This is a genomic window from Streptomyces sp. NPDC017993, from assembly GCF_044328065.1.
In the GTDB taxonomy this organism is placed as follows: domain Bacteria; phylum Actinomycetota; class Actinomycetes; order Streptomycetales; family Streptomycetaceae; genus Streptomyces.
This window is the reverse complement of the sequence record NZ_JBIRGO010000025.1, coordinates 80207-97068: the sequence shown is the minus strand read 5'-3', so window position 1 is coordinate 97068 and position 16862 is coordinate 80207. Positions and strand designations below refer to the sequence as shown.

At 71.1% G+C, this 16862-nt stretch carries 15 protein-coding genes; 5 read left to right on the top strand and 10 right to left on the bottom strand.

Annotation, left to right across the window (positions count from 1 at the left end):
* Window positions 1–38 precede the first annotated feature (38 nt).
* Window positions 39–767 (top strand): NDP-sugar synthase, encoded by a 729-nt coding sequence (locus ACH4FH_RS33600; protein ID WP_398559729.1) that lies wholly within the window; start codon window positions 39–41, stop codon window positions 765–767.
* Window positions 768–1243: 476 nt separating this feature from the next.
* Here the strand turns inward: ACH4FH_RS33600 and ACH4FH_RS33595 are convergent, their stop codons facing one another.
* The 7 genes from ACH4FH_RS33595 to ACH4FH_RS33565 all read right to left on the bottom strand — a co-directional run bounded on the left by ACH4FH_RS33595 (window position 1244) and on the right by ACH4FH_RS33565 (window position 8550).
* Entirely contained in the window at window positions 1244–2860 is a 1617-nt protein-coding gene (locus ACH4FH_RS33595; protein WP_398559728.1) for a DoxX family membrane protein, read from the bottom strand.
* A 242-nt stretch (window positions 2861–3102) separates the two neighbouring features.
* Window positions 3103–4059 (bottom strand): 23S rRNA (guanosine(2251)-2'-O)-methyltransferase RlmB, encoded by a 957-nt coding sequence (gene rlmB, locus ACH4FH_RS33590; protein ID WP_398559727.1) that lies wholly within the window; start codon window positions 4057–4059, stop codon window positions 3103–3105.
* Between the two features lie 128 nt (window positions 4060–4187).
* Window positions 4188–5582, bottom strand: a complete 1395-nt coding sequence (cysS, locus tag ACH4FH_RS33585) for a cysteine--tRNA ligase (RefSeq protein ID WP_398559726.1) — start codon at window positions 5580–5582, stop codon at window positions 4188–4190.
* Window positions 5583–5734: 152 nt separating this feature from the next.
* Window positions 5735–6139 carry a PPOX class F420-dependent oxidoreductase gene (locus ACH4FH_RS33580; RefSeq protein WP_398559725.1) on the bottom strand — a complete coding sequence of 135 codons (405 nt, stop codon included), beginning with the start codon at window positions 6137–6139 and terminating at the stop codon, window positions 5735–5737.
* A gap of 146 nt (window positions 6140–6285) precedes the next feature.
* Complete coding sequence (ispF, locus tag ACH4FH_RS33575; protein WP_398559724.1) at window positions 6286–6789, bottom strand: 2-C-methyl-D-erythritol 2,4-cyclodiphosphate synthase; 504 nt, start codon at window positions 6787–6789, stop codon at window positions 6286–6288.
* A complete protein-coding gene (gene ispD, locus ACH4FH_RS33570; protein ID WP_398559723.1) occupies window positions 6776–7522 on the bottom strand; it encodes a 2-C-methyl-D-erythritol 4-phosphate cytidylyltransferase in 747 nt (248 codons plus the stop codon). The genes ispF and ispD overlap by 14 nt, the downstream gene beginning before the upstream one ends.
* A gap of 545 nt (window positions 7523–8067) precedes the next feature.
* Window positions 8068–8550, bottom strand: coding sequence for a CarD family transcriptional regulator (locus ACH4FH_RS33565; protein ID WP_003953493.1), 483 nt, complete (start codon window positions 8548–8550; stop codon window positions 8068–8070).
* Between the two features lie 1082 nt (window positions 8551–9632).
* Here ACH4FH_RS33565 and ACH4FH_RS33560 point away from each other — a divergent pair.
* Window positions 9633–10289 (top strand): DUF461 domain-containing protein, encoded by a 657-nt coding sequence (locus tag ACH4FH_RS33560; protein WP_398559722.1) that lies wholly within the window; start codon window positions 9633–9635, stop codon window positions 10287–10289.
* A 289-nt stretch (window positions 10290–10578) separates the two neighbouring features.
* On the opposite strand, the gene ACH4FH_RS33555 is transcribed toward ACH4FH_RS33560, so the two are convergent.
* Window positions 10579–11259 (bottom strand): response regulator transcription factor, encoded by a 681-nt coding sequence (locus tag ACH4FH_RS33555; RefSeq protein ID WP_030063828.1) that lies wholly within the window; start codon window positions 11257–11259, stop codon window positions 10579–10581.
* On the bottom strand, window positions 11256–12593 hold the full coding sequence (locus tag ACH4FH_RS33550) for a sensor histidine kinase (protein WP_398559721.1): 1338 nt from the start codon (window positions 12591–12593) through the stop codon (window positions 11256–11258). Before ACH4FH_RS33550 ends, ACH4FH_RS33555 begins: the two co-directional genes overlap by 4 nt.
* A 647-nt stretch (window positions 12594–13240) precedes the next feature.
* On the opposite strand from ACH4FH_RS33550, the gene phoU reads away from it, so the two are divergent.
* The 3 genes from phoU (at window position 13241) to ACH4FH_RS33535 (ending at window position 16229) form a co-directional block, all read left to right on the top strand.
* Window positions 13241–13918 carry a phosphate signaling complex protein PhoU gene (gene phoU, locus ACH4FH_RS33545; protein WP_398559720.1) on the top strand — a complete coding sequence of 226 codons (678 nt, stop codon included), beginning with the start codon at window positions 13241–13243 and terminating at the stop codon, window positions 13916–13918.
* A 672-nt stretch (window positions 13919–14590) separates the two neighbouring features.
* Window positions 14591–15250 carry a DUF4232 domain-containing protein gene (locus ACH4FH_RS33540; protein WP_398559719.1) on the top strand — a complete coding sequence of 220 codons (660 nt, stop codon included), beginning with the start codon at window positions 14591–14593 and terminating at the stop codon, window positions 15248–15250.
* A gap of 376 nt (window positions 15251–15626) precedes the next feature.
* The gene (locus ACH4FH_RS33535) at window positions 15627–16229 is read left to right on the top strand and encodes a hypothetical protein (RefSeq protein WP_398559718.1); all 603 of its coding nucleotides are present in this window, start codon (window positions 15627–15629) and stop codon (window positions 16227–16229) included.
* A gap of 66 nt (window positions 16230–16295) precedes the next feature.
* On the opposite strand, the gene ACH4FH_RS33530 is transcribed toward ACH4FH_RS33535, so the two are convergent.
* Window positions 16296–16772 carry a DUF6578 domain-containing protein gene (locus tag ACH4FH_RS33530; protein ID WP_398559717.1) on the bottom strand — a complete coding sequence of 159 codons (477 nt, stop codon included), beginning with the start codon at window positions 16770–16772 and terminating at the stop codon, window positions 16296–16298.
* Window positions 16773–16862 lie beyond the last annotated feature (90 nt).

The window sequence follows — 16862 nt, the reverse complement described above, 5'->3', positions numbered from 1 at the left end:
CGCAGTGACCGCAGCGCGCACCGCATAGGGTGCGAACCATGACAGGCGCCCCGCATCCGTACCCCACGCAAGCCGTGGTCCTGGCCGGAGGCCAGGGCTCTCGTCTCCGCCCGTACACCGACGACCGACCCAAGCCGATGGTCGAGATTCCCGGAACCGGAACCCCGATCATCGGCCATCAGCTGAACTGGCTGGCCGAGGAAGGCGTCACGGACGCCGTGGTCTCCTGCGGCCACCTCGCCGAGGTGCTCCAGGAGTGGCTCTCGCAGGCTCAACTGCCGTTGCGGGTCACGACCGTTGTGGAGAACGAACCGCTGGGCCGCGGCGGCGGACTCAAGTACGCGGCCGCCTCCCTCCCCCGCCCCGACGAGCCCTGGTACGCCACCAACGGCGACATCTGGACCCGCTTCCCGCTCCGCGAGATGGCCGCCTTCCACCACGAGCGCGACGCGGAAGCCACTCTCGCGCTGGCGCGTCCACGCATCCCCTGGGGCGCCGTGGAGACCGACGCGTTCGGACACGTTCTGGACTTCGTCGAGTCGCCCCCCTCGCCGTATCTCATCAATGCGGGCGTCTACGTGTTCTCCGCCGCCTTCACGGATCTGCTGCCCACCCGCGGCGACCACGAGCGGACCACCTTCCCGCGCCTCGCCCGCCAACGCCGGCTGGCCGGCTATCCGCTCCCGCAAGGCGCCTACTGGCGTGCCATCGACACCGCCAAGGACCTCACCGAGGCCGCCAAGGAACTGGCCGCGCAAGGGCGTTGAGCCGCCCTCTGGCGGCCTGGAGGCCCGGGGGTGCCCCCGCCCGAGCCTGCCGACGCCTCCGGGGCGGCCACACCGCCGCCAGGCCCCACACGCCCTCCAGGGCCAGCCGGACGCCCGCCCAGTGCGACACCTGGCCCCGGGCCGCCTGGTCGCCGCTCACACGCCTTCCGCCCCGCCCACAGGGCATGCGTACGCAGCGCCCCCGGGAGCCACGGCCGCAGCCGCCCGGTCTCCCGCCGAGCGCGTGAGCAGCCACCCACACCGCAGCCCGTAGCCTCCACCGGCCACCGGCGCATACGTCTGGCCGGCCACCAACGTCCGGCCTCATCCCCCGCACCGGCGCCCGGACCACCGACACACCCCCCCCCACACACACTTCTGCCCCCGACCGCCCCTCCCCTACGGCTCGTGGTCGAGACGCAGAGGGGGCGATCGGGGGCAGGTGCGCGACGCCCGTAAGGGCGCGGGGTGCGGCGTCAGCCCAGGAGGCCGCCGAGGGTGCTGCCGCGGCCGCCGGAGTCGCCGGAGCCTCCGGTGCTGCCACCGGTCGTTCCGCCGCCGGTGCCGCCCGAGGTGGTCGGCGCCTGGGACGGCGCCGGTGCCCGGGTCGGCGTGGTCCGCTGCGGCGGGCCACTGGTGGTCGCGCCGGGCTGGGCGTTGCCGCTGGCACTGCCGGACGGGGCCGCACCCGGGGTCGATGCGGAGGGCCTGCCTGCCTGGCCCGCCTTGCGGGAGGCGTCCGCGGAGGGCCTGACCCGGCGCTGCGGGGTGCCGTTGCCGGCCTGGCCCTGGCCGGGCCTGGTGGCCTTCTTGTACGGACGCGGCAGCGGCGAACCGGGGAGGTTGTTGATCGCGGGCTCACCGGGCCGCGGCACGGGCGCGACCGTCGCGGACCGTACGGCGCCGCCGAGCAGCGAACCGATGAGCAGCGTCAGGCCGGCCACCACCGCGGTCATCACCGCGCCGCGGCGCAGCACACGGCGGCGCAGGTCGGCGACCTCGACGCGCGGGCCGAGCCGCCGCCAGGCCTCGCCGGCCAGTCGCGCGTCCATGGAGTAGACCGGGGCGCCCGCGATGATCAGCGGGCTCCACGCGGCGAGGTAGATGATGTCGGGGGCATCGTAGGCGGGGACCGTGCGCCAGCTGACGGTCATCAGCAGGGCCGCGGAGAGCAGCGCGCCGAACGACGCGGCGAGCCGCTGCCACAGACCGCACATGGTCAGCACGCCGACGACGACCTGAAGGAAGGCGACGGTCAGGCCGGCGCCGACGGGGTGCGAGACGGCGAAGTCCCGGAGCGGCACGGCGAGCGCCCAGGGGTCCAGCGACTGGAGCCACTTGACCATCGAACCGCGCTCGCCGCCGTCGAAGTACACGGGGTCGCAGAGCTTGCCCATGCCGGCGTAGACGGAGATCAGGCCGAGGAAGACGCGCAGCGGCAGCAGGACGACGCCGAGGTTCATCCGGCGCCCGGGGTAGTACGCGTGCCGGACGGTGTCGGTGCCGCGTCGCTTGGAGCCGGTGTCGTACGCCTCGCGGGCCTCGAACCGGTCCTCGTCGTAGCCGTCGTCGGCGCGGGAGCCGTCGCCGTAGGTGTTGTCGCCGTACGCGCTGCCCACGGGGCGTACGCCGCGCAGCAGGGGGGCCGTTTCGGAGTCGGTGGGGCCACGCTGGCCGATCACGGTCGAGGCGGGGGCGGCGTCGTCGATGCGTACCCGGGGCAGGACCTGGGTCGTGCCGATCTCCTCGCCGTGGCCGCCGTCGAGCCCGATGCCGGCATCGCGGACCGCGTGCAGGAGCTGGGTGGTGGCTCCGGCAGTGCCGCCCGGGGCCGTGCGGCCGCTCCACACCACGGGTGCCCGGCGTCTGGTGGTTCCGGGGGTCGAGCCCCGGACCACGGGGATACGCGCGGTGTCGGCCATGGCGCTGCTGCTCACCACAGGGGCGGCTAGCTGTACCCGGAAGCTGGCGTGGTTGACGATGACCTGCGCGGGATCGCACGGCACCTTGACCGAGCTCAGGACCGGCTCGTCATCAAAGCCCGGCGAGCGTCCCCCCGTAGGTGTGCGGGGTGTTCTGGTGTCCACGCTCATCTAACCGAGTGACTCGCGGTTAAGACACTGCTTTGACCGGCCCGATCTGTCCGAGACCCGTCAAAGATCACGGGATCTCCGCAAGAAGTGCGGAGGGTCATGCTTTGCCCCAGGCTGGGCGATGCGGTCGCGACGAGAGCGTTCCGCCGCTTCGGCGGCCCCCGTGCGGGACGGGCGTCGCCCGCTGTTCTGCTGCGCGTACCGGCCGTCTTGCGGACGGCCGGTACGCGATCGTGCTGGTGTCAGGCGCGGCGGCGCGCCGCCTCCCACAGGACCACACCGGCCGCGACACCGGCGTTCAGCGACTCCGCGCCGCCGGGCATCGGGATCCGTACCCGGACGTCACAGGTCTCGCCGACCAGCCGCGACAGGCCCTTGCCCTCGCTGCCGACCACGATGACCAGCGGGCCGTCCAGCGCCTCGACGTCCTGCAGCTCCATCTCGCCGTCCGCCGCCAGACCGACGACCGTCAGGCCGGCCTTCTGGTACGCCTCCAGCGTCCGCGTCAGGTTCGTCGCACGCGCGACCGGCGTACGGGCGGCCGTGCCCGCGGAGGTCTTCCACGCACCGGCCGTCATCCCGGCCGCGCGGCGCTCCGGCACGACCACGCCGTGGCCCCCGAAGGCACACACGGAACGGACGACGGCGCCGAGGTTGCGCGGGTCGGTGACGCCGTCGAGCGCCACGATCAGCGGGTCATCGCCGGTGTCGAAGGCGGCCGCGGCCAGGTCCTCGGGGTGCGCGTAGTCGTACGGCGGGACCTGGAGGACCATGCCCTGGTGGTTGAGGCCGTTGGTCATCCGGTCCAGCTCGGGGCGCGGCGCCTCCATCAGGTTGATGTTGCCGCGCTCGGCAGCGAGCTGGAGCGCCTCGCGCACCCGCTCGTCGGTGTCGATGAACTGCTGGACGTAGAGGTTCGTCGCGGGCACGCCGTCGCGCAGCGCCTCGAAGACCGGGTTACGGCCGACGACGAGCTCGGAGGTGCCCTTCGCACCGCCGCGCCGAGGGGCCGGACGCCGCGCGGCGGCGTGCTTGGCCTTGGCGTTGGCCACGCGGTTCTTGGCATGTCCCTTCCGCTCGGAGGCGGGCGGGGTCGGACCCTTGCCTTCCAGGCCCCGGCGCCGCTTACCGCCACTGCCGATCTGCGCGCCCTTCTTGTTGGACGTGCGGCGGTTCCTGCGCTGGCTGTTGCCGGCCATGGGTCACCTGTTTCTTCACTGCTCTCGACGTCTCTCGACGTGGAGTGGGTACGTACGTATGGATTGAGTGTCGCCCGCAGCGCCCGGGAAGGGCGAATCCGGACGTCGGCGGGGGGTCACGGCGGCGCTCAGGACAGCGACCAGCGCGGGCCGGACGGGGTGTCCTCGATCGCGAGGCCGGACTGCTGGAGCTGGTCGCGGATCGCGTCGGCGGTGGCGTAGTCCTTGCGGGTACGAGCCGCCTGCCGCTGGTCGAGCACCAGCCGGACGAGCGAGTCCACCACACCGTGCAGATCCGCGCCACGGTCCGCGTCACCACCGGACCAGCGCTCGTCGAGGGGATCGAGGCCCAGCACGCCGAGCATCGACCGCAGCTCGGCCAGCCTGGCGACGGCCGACTCCTTGTCGTCCGCGGTGAGCGCGGCATTGCCCTGGCGAACGGTGGTGTGCACGATCGCCAGCGCCTGCGGGACACCAAGGTCGTCGTCCATCGCCTCGGCGAAGGCCGGCGGCACCTCGGGGGCCGGCTCGACGACGCCCACCTTCTCCACGACGCGCTGGACGAAGCCCTCGATCCGCGCGAACGCGGACTCGGCCTCGCGCAGCGCTTCCTCGCTGTACTCGATCATCGAGCGGTAGTGCGGGGTGCCGAGGTAGTACCGCAGCACGATCGGACGCCAGCGCTTGACCATCTCCGAGACCAGCACGGAGTTGCCCAGGGACTTGGACATCTTCTCGCCGCTCATGGTGACCCAGGCGTTGTGCGCCCAGTAGGTGGCGAAGTCGTCGCCGAACGCCTTGGCCTGCGCGATCTCGTTCTCGTGGTGCGGGAAGACGAGGTCGACACCGCCGCCGTGGATGTCGAAGGCGCTGCCCAGGTACTTGTGCGCCATCGCCGAGCACTCCAGGTGCCAGCCGGGCCGGCCGCGGCCCCACGGGGTCTCCCAGCTGGGCTCCCCCTCCTTGGCGGCCTTCCACATGGCGAAGTCGCGGGGGTCCCGCTTGCCGGTCTCGTCCTCGCCGGACGGCTGCCGGAGGTTGTCCAACTCCTGGTTGGTCAGCTCCAGATAGCCCGGGAAGGACTTCACGTCGAAGTAGACGTTGCCCTCGGCTGCGTAGGCGTGGCCGCGCTCGATCAGGCCCCGCATCATCTCGATCATCTCGGGGACGTGGCCCGTGGCGCGCGGCTCGTACGTCGGGCGCAGGCAGCCGAGAGCGTCGTACGCCGTGTTGAAGGCGACCTCGTTCTCGTAGCCGATCGCCCACCAGGGGCGGCCCTGCTCGGCCGACTTCTTGATGATCTTGTCGTCGATGTCCGTCACGTTCCGGACGAACGTGACGTCGTAGCCGCGGTGCTCGAACCAGCGGCGCATGATGTCGAAGTTCAGTCCCGACCGGATGTGCCCGATATGCGGGGCGGCCTGCACGGTGGCACCACACAGGTAGATCGAGACACAGCCCGGCGTGAGCGGGATGAAATCGCGAATCTGCCGGGCGCTGGTGTCGTACAGGCGAATCGTCACGGAACCAGGGTAGTCGGAATGAGGCAGTGCCCTGCGCCCCCTTGGGTTACCGGCACACAGAAGCGTGACGGTCGGCCGGGTCGGGGGTGCCGCCGGCCGTTTCCCCGGCCGTCCGCCCGGCACGTTTTCCCAGGCGGACGGGCCGGGGGCGGTCAGATGCGGCCCACTACCTTGCGCGGCGTGATCCGGACCACGACGCGCGCGGCGTCCTGGCCGGCCGACGGATTGAACTCGGCGTAGTCCTTCCCCGTGTACTTCCGCGCGAGCTCGTCGATCAGCTCCTGCCCGCCCTCGGTGCTGAGGGTGGCCGAGCCACGGATCTCGGCGTAGGTGTACGGCGCGTCGAACGGCTGGATCACGACCGACACCCTCGGGTCACGGCGAATGTTGGCCTCCTTGCGGCGCCCGACGGTCGTCGAGATCAGCAGGTCGTCGCCGTCCCGCTTCACCCAGACCGGGGACACCTGGGGGCTGCCGTCCGGCTGAATCGTCGCGACGGACACGAAGACCGGGCTGTCGAGGAGCTTCTTGAGGTCGTCGGACAGTGTGGCTGACACGGGGCGCCTCCTGGGGCAGGTCCGAAGTCGATCCGATGGTCACGAGTTCTCCGACAAGCACCAACACCGTTGCGGCGCCCGGCATTCCCACATCGGTGCGGGGAATGCCGGGCGCCGCACGGACGCGCGCATCTGCCTGGGACGGCTCAGGCCGTGCGGACCACCAGCGCGGTGGCGATCGCCGCCAGGCCCTCGGCGCGGCCGGTCAGCCCGAGGCCGTCCGTCGTCGTCCCGGACACCGAGACCGGCGCCCCGACCGCCGCCGACAGCGCCTTCTGCGCCTCGTCCCGGCGCTTGCCGACCTTCGGCCGTACGCCGATGACCTGCACCGCGACATTGCCGATGGTGAAGCCCTCGGCACGAACGATCCGCGCGGCCTCGGCCAGCAGCGTCACTCCGGAGGCGCCGGACCACTCGGGGCGGCCGGTGCCGAAGTGCGCGCCGAGGTCGCCGACACCGGCCGCCGAGAACAGCGCGTCGCAGGCGGCGTGCGCGGCCACATCGCCGTCGCTGTGACCGGCCAGGCCGTACTCCTCGCCTTCCCAGAGCAGCCCGGCGCACCACAGTTCACGGCCCCGCTCGAAGGCGTGCACGTCGGTGCCGATCCCGACGAGGGGGATGCCCGGCACAGCCGGCTCAGACATAGCCATCGGTGGCCCTCCTCCGGGCGAGTACGGCCTCGGCCAGGACCAGGTCCAGCGGCCTGGTCACCTTGAACGCTTCCTCGTGGCCGGGCACGACCACGACCGGGGCGCCGAGACGCTCGACCAGCCCGGCGTCGTCGGTGGCGCCCTCGCCCTCCACGGACGTGTCGTGCGCCTTGAGCAGCGTCTCCAGGTCGAATCCCTGCGGCGTCTGGACGGCGCGCAGCAAGGACCGCTCCGGCGTGCCGACCACCGGCTCCGGTGCGCCCTGGGCCTGCGGGTCGACCTGCTTGACGGTGTCCGAGAGCGGCAGGGCGGGCACGACGGCAGGCGCCCCGGCTCGGACGGCCGCGATCACCGTGTCGACCGTGTCGACGGGAACAAGCGGACGCGCGGCGTCGTGCACCAGCACGACATCGATGGCCTCCGGCAGCGCCGCGAGACCGCGGCGTACGGAGTCCTGGCGGGTCTCGCCGCCGGGCACCACCACGATGTCGGTGCGGTCGCCGAAGGCGTGCTCGTCGAGAAGATGGCGGACGTCGAGGGCGCCGTCGGGCGGCGCGACCACGACGACGAGGGAGACGGCGCGTGAGGCGGCCATCGCGCGGACGGCGTGCACGAGCATCGGGGTGCCGCCCAGCGTGCGCAGCGCCTTGGGGGCGCCGGGGCCGAGCCGGACGCCACGGCCGGCGGCGGGAATCACCGCGGCGGTGCGGATCGGACGGGAGGGATCAGACATCGAAGGCTCCGGAGTTCCGGGGCGACCCCGGAATTGGCGCAGACAGGTTTGTTTCCTCGTGGGAGGTGGGTATGGCCACAGCGTGCCGGGTGCGACGCCTTGACCGGACCCCTTCCGTGACATCGGTCGAGGCAGCTGCCCCAGCCCGGCACACCAGAGGTGGCGTACGAGGCTTTCCCTCTGGGCTCAGGCCTGCGGTGCTGCGCGGCGACTCCCACGGGACATACGTACCGTGCGAGTGCCCTGGTGACAGCCCTGGGCGGCGGCGCAGGCACCGACAACACAGACACCGGCAACAGAAGCAGCGGGTGGCGAGGCAACCGGCGAAGACCGGGCCGCGGAGGTCCCGGTGAAGAAGAGCCGGCGGAGAGAAGAGCCCGGTGGGGCGACCGACCGCAGATATGCCGCAGCGCCCGGCAACAGACCCCCGATCGGAAGGGGGTCGTCACTCGGGCACCGCGGCATTGCTGCGTCGAATCACACGCGGACAACACGCAAAGTCAATTCACGTGGCGTTCACGCACACTTCTTGATGCACAGCGTCGTCAGGACGCGAGGACCTCGTCGAGCAGAGCCTCGGCCTTGTCTTCGTTGGTGTTCTCCGCGAGAGCGAGTTCGCTCACCAGAATCTGGCGGGCCTTGGCGAGCATCCTCTTCTCACCGGCGGAGAGTCCGCGCTCACGCTCGCGACGCCACAGGTCGCGAACTACTTCGGCGACCTTGATCACGTCACCGGAAGCGAGCTTCTCGAGATTTGCCTTGTAACGACGAGACCAGTTAGTCGGCTCTTCGGCATACGGTGCACGAAGCACCTCGAAGACCCGGTCCAGCCCGTCCTGACCAACCACGTCGCGTACGCCGACGAACTCCGCATTGTCCGCTGGCACACGAACAGTCAAGTCGCCCTGGGCGACCTTCAGCACCAAGTAGGTCTTGTCCACGCCTTTGATCTGGCGAGTTTCGATGGCCTCGATCAGCGCGGCCCCGTGATGGGGATAGACCACGGTGTCGCCAACCTTGAACGTCATGTGACAGGTACCCCTTCCGTGGCTATCCATGCTAACACGGGAACGGACCGTTCTGAATGGCGTTTTCGCAGGTCAGGGCGCATCTCGGGGCTTGACAACAGCGACCGGAACGTGCTGCGAGGGGCCGCCTGACACAGGTATTCGCAGGTCGGAGGGGCTTCGCGGGCGACCGGAAACACGCCCGTCACACCGCACGAACTCGATGATCGACATGACGAACGTCCCGTTTTGCGCGGATCCGTATGAGCTACTTCCGCTACTCCGTTCGGTTGGCGGGGCCCGCCGGAGGACCGTTTCCGGAATTGATCACGCGGTGGGTGACGAGGGCTTGATCAATATCGCCCGGCACCTGCATTCCGCGTCGAATACTGCTTTTCACCGGCCAAAACGCGGCTCCGTCACCCGAACGGCCTTCGGTCGAATATCCATCCCCCTTCTCCGGACACGCCACGGAAGGACTCCGCGGAGGACTCGCGGAGGAACGGTGAACACACATCCGCCGCAACCGGGAACGGAACGGGATCGGGAACCGCGCCGGGATCGGTATCGGGCGCCGACGCGCGGAAGCGGATGAGAAAGATGCGCCGGAGGGGCCGGCGGAATGCAACCTCGGCCAGGCCCGGAAGCCGACGGGAAGGCGATCGGCCTGGGACCTCGGCAGGTTTCCCGGTGGTCGCCACGGGGCGTGGCGGGTTCCCTATGGCCGGCGGGAATGATGGTCCGTCAGGGGCAGGTGGGAATGCCGGGCGGGGAGGACGGGCGAAGGACGGCGCTCCCTCGCGCAGCCGATTCGGGGCCCGTTGAGAAGGCTGTTGAGAAGCCCGTTGAGAAGCCCGTTGAGGAGCCGGCCAGGGGGCTCGGTGGAGTGCCGGCCGGGGAGGCGTGGCGGGGTGCGGCCGCGCAGGGGGCGGGTCGGGTGCGGCGGCGCGGGAGCGGCTCGGTAACCTAGCGGCGCTGACACACCCTTAGGGCGGCTTTACGCACCCGTCGTCATGACGCGTACGCCACTGCCGTCCCAGCCGTCCATCCGCGACCGGGCACGAAGTTCGGCCGCCGTAGCTCGTCAAGGAGATGCCGCCGCCGTGAGCCGCAGCCTTCGACGCGGCGTCCTCGCCGCTACCGTTCTCTCGCTTTCGATCGCCTCGCTCGCCGCCTGCGGGGCCGGGAACGACGCCCAGACGCTGCAGGTGAAGCCGGACAACGCCGCGACCGCCGTCGGAGACATCAAGATCCAGAACGCCTCTGTGGTCACCCAGCCCGAACTGAACGCCAAGGGCCCGGCCGTGATCACCGCGACCGTGTTCAACAACGGCGCCAGGACCGAGAAGCTGACGGCCATCACCGTCGACGGCACCGGCACCTCGGCCGAGCTGAAGTCCGCCAAGGGCCGCGCCGGCGGGATCACCGTGCCGGCCGGCGGCTCCGTCGTCATCGGCGGCCAGGGCAACGTCCAGGCCGTCCTGCCCAGCGGCCGGGAGGCCGTCCAGGACGGCAACGCCCAGCCGGTGACCTTCAGCTTCAGCAACAGCGGCAAGATCAAGATGGCGGCGTTCGTCGTCCCGGCGAAGAGCTACTTCGAGAGCTACGGCCCCACCGAGGCGCCCGAGCCGTCCGGTTCGGCGTCCCCGTCCGGCTCCGCGGAGCCCACGGGCTCGGCGTCCCCGTCCGGTTCAGCGTCGCCCTCCGGCTCGGCCGCCCCGTCCGGCGAGGCCTCCCAGGCCGCTCACGCCGGTCACTGACGCCGCGAGCCGGTCACCTGCCGGCGCGCACCAAGGCGAAACGCGTCAGGGGCGCCTCTCGGATTCGAGGGGCGCCCCTGACGCGTAGCTGCCGCCGGGCGGGTGGCCGGAGGGCAGGAGGGGCCGGCATACCGCCATCGGGGTCGCGGCCCGGCGCGCGAGCCCGACACGGCTCGGCACGGGCACCGCGAACGCGGAGCCGCGCGCCGCGGAGCGGTGAAGCACCGCCCTGCGCCGCGCTGCCGAGCTGTGGCCGGGGTGCGCGGTATCGCGCGTGCGGTTCTGCGGCTTACGGCTCGAACTTGTAGCCCAGGCCGCGGACCGTGACGAGATAGCGCGGCGCGCCCGGGTCCGGTTCGATCTTGGCGCGGAGCCGCTTGACATGGACGTCGAGGGTCTTGGTGTCGCCCACGTAGTCGGCGCCCCAGACCCGGTCGATCAGCTGCATGCGGGTCAGCACCCGGCCCGCGTTGCGCAGCAGCATCTCCAGGAGGTCGAACTCCTTGAGCGGCAGGTCGACCTTGCCGCCGGAGACCGTGACGACGTGCCGGTCGACGTCCATCCGGACCGGGCCCGCCTCCAGGGCCTGCGGAGCGACCTCCTCCGGCTCGCCGCGGCGGCGGAGCACCGCGCGGATGCGGGCGACCAGCTCGCGCGAGGAGAAGGGCTTGGTGACGTAGTCGTCGGCTCCTATTTCCAGGCCGACCACCTTGTCGATCTCGCTGTCCTTGGCGGTCACCATGATGACCGGGACGTTGGAACGGCCGCGCAGCTGGCGGCAGACTTCGGTGCCGGGCAGGCCCGGCAGCATCAGATCGAGCAGGACCAGGTCGGCGCCGTTGCGCTCGAACTCGTCCAGTCCGTCGGGGCCCGTAGCCGCGATGGCGACCTCGAAACCTTCCTTGCGGAGCATGTACGACAGTGCGTCGCTGAACGATTCCTCGTCCTCGACGACGAGCACTCGGGTCACGGAAGGACCTCCGGGGCTGGGTGAGCAGGAAGTGGATCGTTGAAGGTCTCGTACGGGCGGTCCTCGTCGTCGAGGCCCTCCGTGGCAGTGAGGTCGGTGGTCCGCTCGCGGTCGCGTGCGGCACCGGCTTCCGGGAGACGCAGGGTGAAGGTGGAGCCCTGTCCTTCAGCGCTCCACACCGTGACTTCCCCGCCGTGCGAGGCGGCCACGTGCTTGACGATGGCGAGGCCGAGGCCGGTCCCGCCGGTGGCGCGCGAGCGCGCCGGGTCCACTCGGTAGAACCGCTCGAAGACTCGGTCGCGGTCCTTCTCCGATATCCCGATGCCCTGGTCGGTCACCGCGATCTCGATGAATCCCCCGGTGCCGGCAGCCGGGATGCCGCCGCCGCTGGGGGCGGGGACACGGCGGCCGGCGATCCCGACGCGGGTGCGCGACGGGGAGTAGTTGACGGCGTTCTCGACGAGGTTGCCGAGCGCGGCGGCGAGCTGGCCGCGATTGCCCCAGACGCTCAGGTCGGCGGGGCGGCCGGCGCCCCCTGCGGAGGCCCCCACGAGCCCGCCGATCGAACTGGCCATGGTGATCTGTTTGGTGGCGGCCTGCTGACGGCAGCGGTCCATCGCCTCGGCGACCAGCTCGTCCACCCGGACCGGCTCGGCGTCCTCCAGCGGGTCGTCGTTCTGGACCCGGGAGAGGTCGATGAGCTCCTGGACGAGGTTGGTCAGGCGGGTGGCTTCGTTCTGCATCCGGCCGGCGAAGCGGTTGACCGCCTCCGGGTCGTCGCTGGCGTCCATCACGGCCTCGGAGAGGAGCGACAGGGCGCCGACGGGGGTCTTCAGCTCATGGCTGACGTTGGCCACGAAGTCACGCCGGACCGCTTCTATGCGGCGGGCCTCGGTGAGGTCCTCCACCAGCAGCAGCACCAGGCGGGAGCCGAGCGGGGCGACGCGGGCGGAGACGGCGAGGGCGTCTCCGCGGCCCGTGCCACGGCGGGGCAGATCCAGTTCGACCTGCCGTATCTCGCCGTCCCTGCGGGTGTCCCGGGTCATCTGCAGCATCGGCTCGACGGCGAGCTTGCCGCCGCGGACCAGCCCGAGGGCGTACGCGGCGGAGCTGGCCTTGACGACGGCGTCGGCCTCGTCCAGGACCACCGCGGACGAGCGCAGCACCGACAGCACGGTGTCCACGCCCGGGGGCAGGACAGCGTCGGTGTGCAGGGAGGACCGGGTGGGCTTGGCCTGCTCCCGCTCGCTCCATCGGAACGCCAGCATGGCGAAGACCCCGGTACACAACCCGGCGATCGCTGCCACTGCGGCGACGGCCGCGTCCACGTTCATGACTCCAGGTTATGCGCCTGCTCGGACACTTCCCCAGCCGTGCGAGGGTCTGCTCGAACACCCGTCGCCCAGAGTTCACCGGGGCGTCGGTGCTGGTTCACTCCGGAGGGCCGCGCGGGGCCCGGAATGGCTTTTCAGGTGCCATTACTGGGCCGGTCGGGTGACCTGGCGACTCCCGGGAAGACGGTCGGCGAACGCTCCGGACGGTCTCGCGAGGGCTCCGGGACCCTTTCGCGCCACCTCGGGGGGAGACGACCGCGTCGCCCAGAGTTCACCTTCACGTCGGCGGCGATTCACTCCCGGTGGGACCGCAGGTCGCGCTGCGCCCGCACTGTGAGGGTGCGGGTGCGGAAACGATCCCGCACCGGCGCGCGGCCGGGAACCCCGGGGCCCGGCTCCGGAGCGGCGGATCGCGGGGCGAGTCGCGGGGCCCACGGCCCCGGGCGGACCGCGAGCCGAGGTCTCCGGGCCGAACCGCGGAGCCTCTCCTCGGGCAGCGGCCCGCCGGGCGGGGGCTCCCGCGGGGACCGGGTCCTCGGACAACGGCTCGCGCGGGCACAGACCGTGGGAGCGTGGGAGAGGGCAGCCGTTCACTTCCCTTCTCCACCTGCCACACCACCACCACTCGATGCGAGAGAAGGTCACTGATGCGGGACGCGTACCACGAGGAGCTTGATTCGATCGGCGAGGGCCTGGTCGAGATGGCCCGGCTCGTCGGCTCCGCGATCGGGCGCGCCACCACGGCGATACTCGACGCGGACCTCAAGCTGGCCGAGAACGTCATCGCCGGCGACGAGAAGGTCGACGACCTCCAGCGCGAGCTGGAGGCCCGCGCGATCGCCCTGCTGGCACGTCAGCAGCCGGTCGCCACCGATCTGCGGATCGTCGTCACCTCACTGCGGATGAGCGCCGACCTGGAGCGCTCCGGCGACCTCGCCCAGCACGTGGCGAAGCTGGCCCGGCTGCGGTTCCCGCAGACCGCCGTACCCAGCGATCTGCACGCCACCATCCTGGAGATGGGGCAGCTGGCGCAGCGCCTGATGGCCAAGGCCGCGCAGGTCACCATCACCAAGGATGTCGACCTCGCACTCCAGCTGGAGCAGGACGACGACGCGATGGACACGCTGCACCGGACCCTCTTCCAGCACCTGATGGACGACCGCTGGAAGCACGGCATCGAGACGGCCGTGGACGTGACCCTGCTGGGCCGCTACTACGAGCGTTTCGCGGACCACGCGGTCTCCGTGGCCAAGCGGGTCGTCTACCTCGTGACCGGCGAGCATGCCGACGAGATCGCCCCGCCGACGGCCGTGGAAGGCGCGTGACCGGGACGGCGTGAGAGGGGCGCTCAAGCGCCTCTCGTGCCGCCGTGCGCTGTGCCGCCATGCCTCCGCGCGCCGTTGACGCGCCGCTCGGTCCGGGCATGCAATGGCCACAAGGCGACCCCTAGGAGGCAATTCATGGCACTCACGGCGGACTCCCCCAACCCGGCGCCGCGCGACGAGCCGACGGCCGTCGGCCGCCCTCGGCTCCCGATGCTCGGCAGCTGCAGCTGTGGCCCCGGTTGCAGCTGCGGCTGCCAATCCGGCGGCTCCTGCCAGTGCGGAGGAGGCTGCTAGCCACCGCGCCACGCAGCAGCAGCACCCAGCGATCCCTGAAGGCCCGCAGAGGTCAGCAGGTGCACGGCGCTACACGGCGGTACAGCGCAACACGGCACCACGCCCACAGCGCGAGTCGGTTTCGCCGCACGATTGTGCGTGCGCGACCGCGCCGCAGCGGCCCCGAACGGCAGAACGCCGGTCGGGGCCGCTGTGCGTTGCGGGGGGCCGGGCGCGGCGTGGTCGCCCCCTGGTCGCTTGGCCGGGCGGCCCGTTGGCGAGCAGTCGCGCGCCTTGGCTTTCCGGCCCGTTAGTGACGCGTTAGCCGATCATCAGCAGGCGGCAGCAGGCTCTTCCTCGTACACCGCAGGACTGCACGCACACAACGAGGGGAACCTCATGTCGCTCACCAGCACCTCCCTCCGCCGCGGCCGTCAGGTCGCCGCCGCCGCGCTGATCGGCACCGCGGCGCTCGCGCTCACCGCTTGCCAGGACGGGAAGAGCAGCGGGGCGTCCCACTCCTCGGCACAGACCGCGGCGTCCTCGTCGGCGAGCGACAACGGCACCGCCGGGCGGCAGGACACCCCGGGCAAGGAGTCCGGCGCCGCACCGGCCGCCTCGGACTCCGGTGCGTCGACGCAGCTGGGCGCGGACCGCTGCACCGCCCAGGGCATGAGCCTGCGCCTCGGAGACGCCGACCCGGGGGCGGGCAACATCCGCTACCCGCTGGTCTTCACCAACACCGGCAAGAGCACCTGCGCGCTCCGCGGCTTCCCCGGCGTCTCGCTGCGCGCGGGCGACGGCGAGCAGATCGGAGCGCCCGCGACGCACGAGGGAGCGGCGGGCCAGGTGGTGAAGCTGGCACCGGGCCAGAGCGCGCACGCCGTCCTCCACACCCTCAACGACGGCGTCAAGGACGTCCCGTGCCGGCCGACGGCGAAGATCGTCCACGTCTACGCGCCCGGCTCCACCGACGCGATGACCACGCGCACCGAGGGCCTGCGGGTGTGCGGTGACACCTTCACGGTCACCGCGGTCACGCCAGGCACCGAGGGCTGACGGCGCCGGGGCTGCCCGGCCCGGCCTCTGCCCCAGGCGCTACCAAGCCCCCTACTCGCGGGAAACCCGCAGGCAGGGGGCTTTGTCGTAGCGATTTACCGGCTTTGCGCAGGGCCCCATTCGGTGCTCCAGCGCGGGCGGGGCCCGGCACCCGTACCGCCCGGCTAGTCCGCGTCGTCGTCCCGGAGAAGCAGGCCGAGAAGCCCGGGGAAGCGTGCCTCGAACTCCTCGCGTCCCAGTCGGTTGACGACGGCCGTCATTGCGGGCGTAACCCGTAGCCTGCAAAAGAACTAGCAGGCGGCACGGTCGGGCATGCCACACCGTCCGGCACACAACTCGGATGACGACGAGCTCCGGACGACGCTAACGTGCGGCGGTGATCAGCAATAAGGGAGCGCACCTGGGCGCGGAGGCCGCACGTCGTCTTGCCGAGACAGGTCTCTATGCGCTTGAGCCAGGGCTGACGGACGCTGAGCTCGCGTGCATCGAGCGCGAGTACGGCTTCGAGTTCGCGGACGATCACCGGGCATTCCTCGCCGCCGGCCTGCCGGTCAACGTTCCTCCTGAAGACGGGCAGACCTGGTCCAAACCGTGGCCGGAGTGGCGCGGCGTTGACACGGACAGTTTGCCTCGACAGCTCGGCTGGCCGGTCGAAGGTGTGCTGCTCGCCATCGAGCACAACGGGTACTGGTACGAGGGCTGGGGCCGGCGTCCAGCCGACGGAGCGGTTGCACTGGACAAGGCGCGGCGCCATCTGGCGGAGGTGCCGGTGCTGGTGCCCTTGTATGCACACCGATACCTGCCCGCCGGCCGTGGAAGCTTCGGGCATCCGGTGCTCTCGATGTGGCAGACCGACATCATCTATTACGGGTCGGACCTGGTCGACTACATCCACCAGGAGTTCGACGAGGCACGGGGTGAGGTTGATGAGAGCTGGAACCCGCGGGCAACGGCTCCCTTCTGGCGGGACCTTCTCTGATTCCACCGGGTCCGCGGACAGAGCGGCGCACACTCTCAGCTCGGAGGACCAGGTGATCTAGGGGGGTTAGACGTCTGACCTGCGAGGGAGTGGCCTGAGAAAGGTCGACGCCGACGACGGAACATCCCCGATTCCCCGTGGCTCCCGCTCAGCCTGGCACGTCTGTGGCACGCCGGGCGGTAACCAAGTACCCCGCAATGGAGACATCAGGCCGAGCCTCTGCCCACCCGTCGGCTTCCTTGACCGGAACCAATTCGGTGGTGCCCCGCACCGGGTATTGCACGTTGGCGGTGCTGCCTGGGGTGCCACGTAACGGCAGTACACCTCGGCGATTGTCAGTACCTGCAACCATGTCGGCGCGTGCTCTTCCTGGCCGTGATGCTCCTCGCGGAATTCGATCTCAGCCGCACGTTCACTACCGACGACGTCGGCGTAGTCCTCCGGATCGGCCTCCAGCAGCTTCCACGAGACAACATCCCCCGGTGTGAAGCTCTTCCCGCGGCACTGGATCTGCCAGGCATCGACCCAAATCGCCAACGTCATGCAGCCCAGTGTCCGCCGCGTGACCCGATCTCACCAGGGCTTTTACTCGCCCTCGCGACAGACTTGAACCGGAGCGCGCCACTGTGCGAA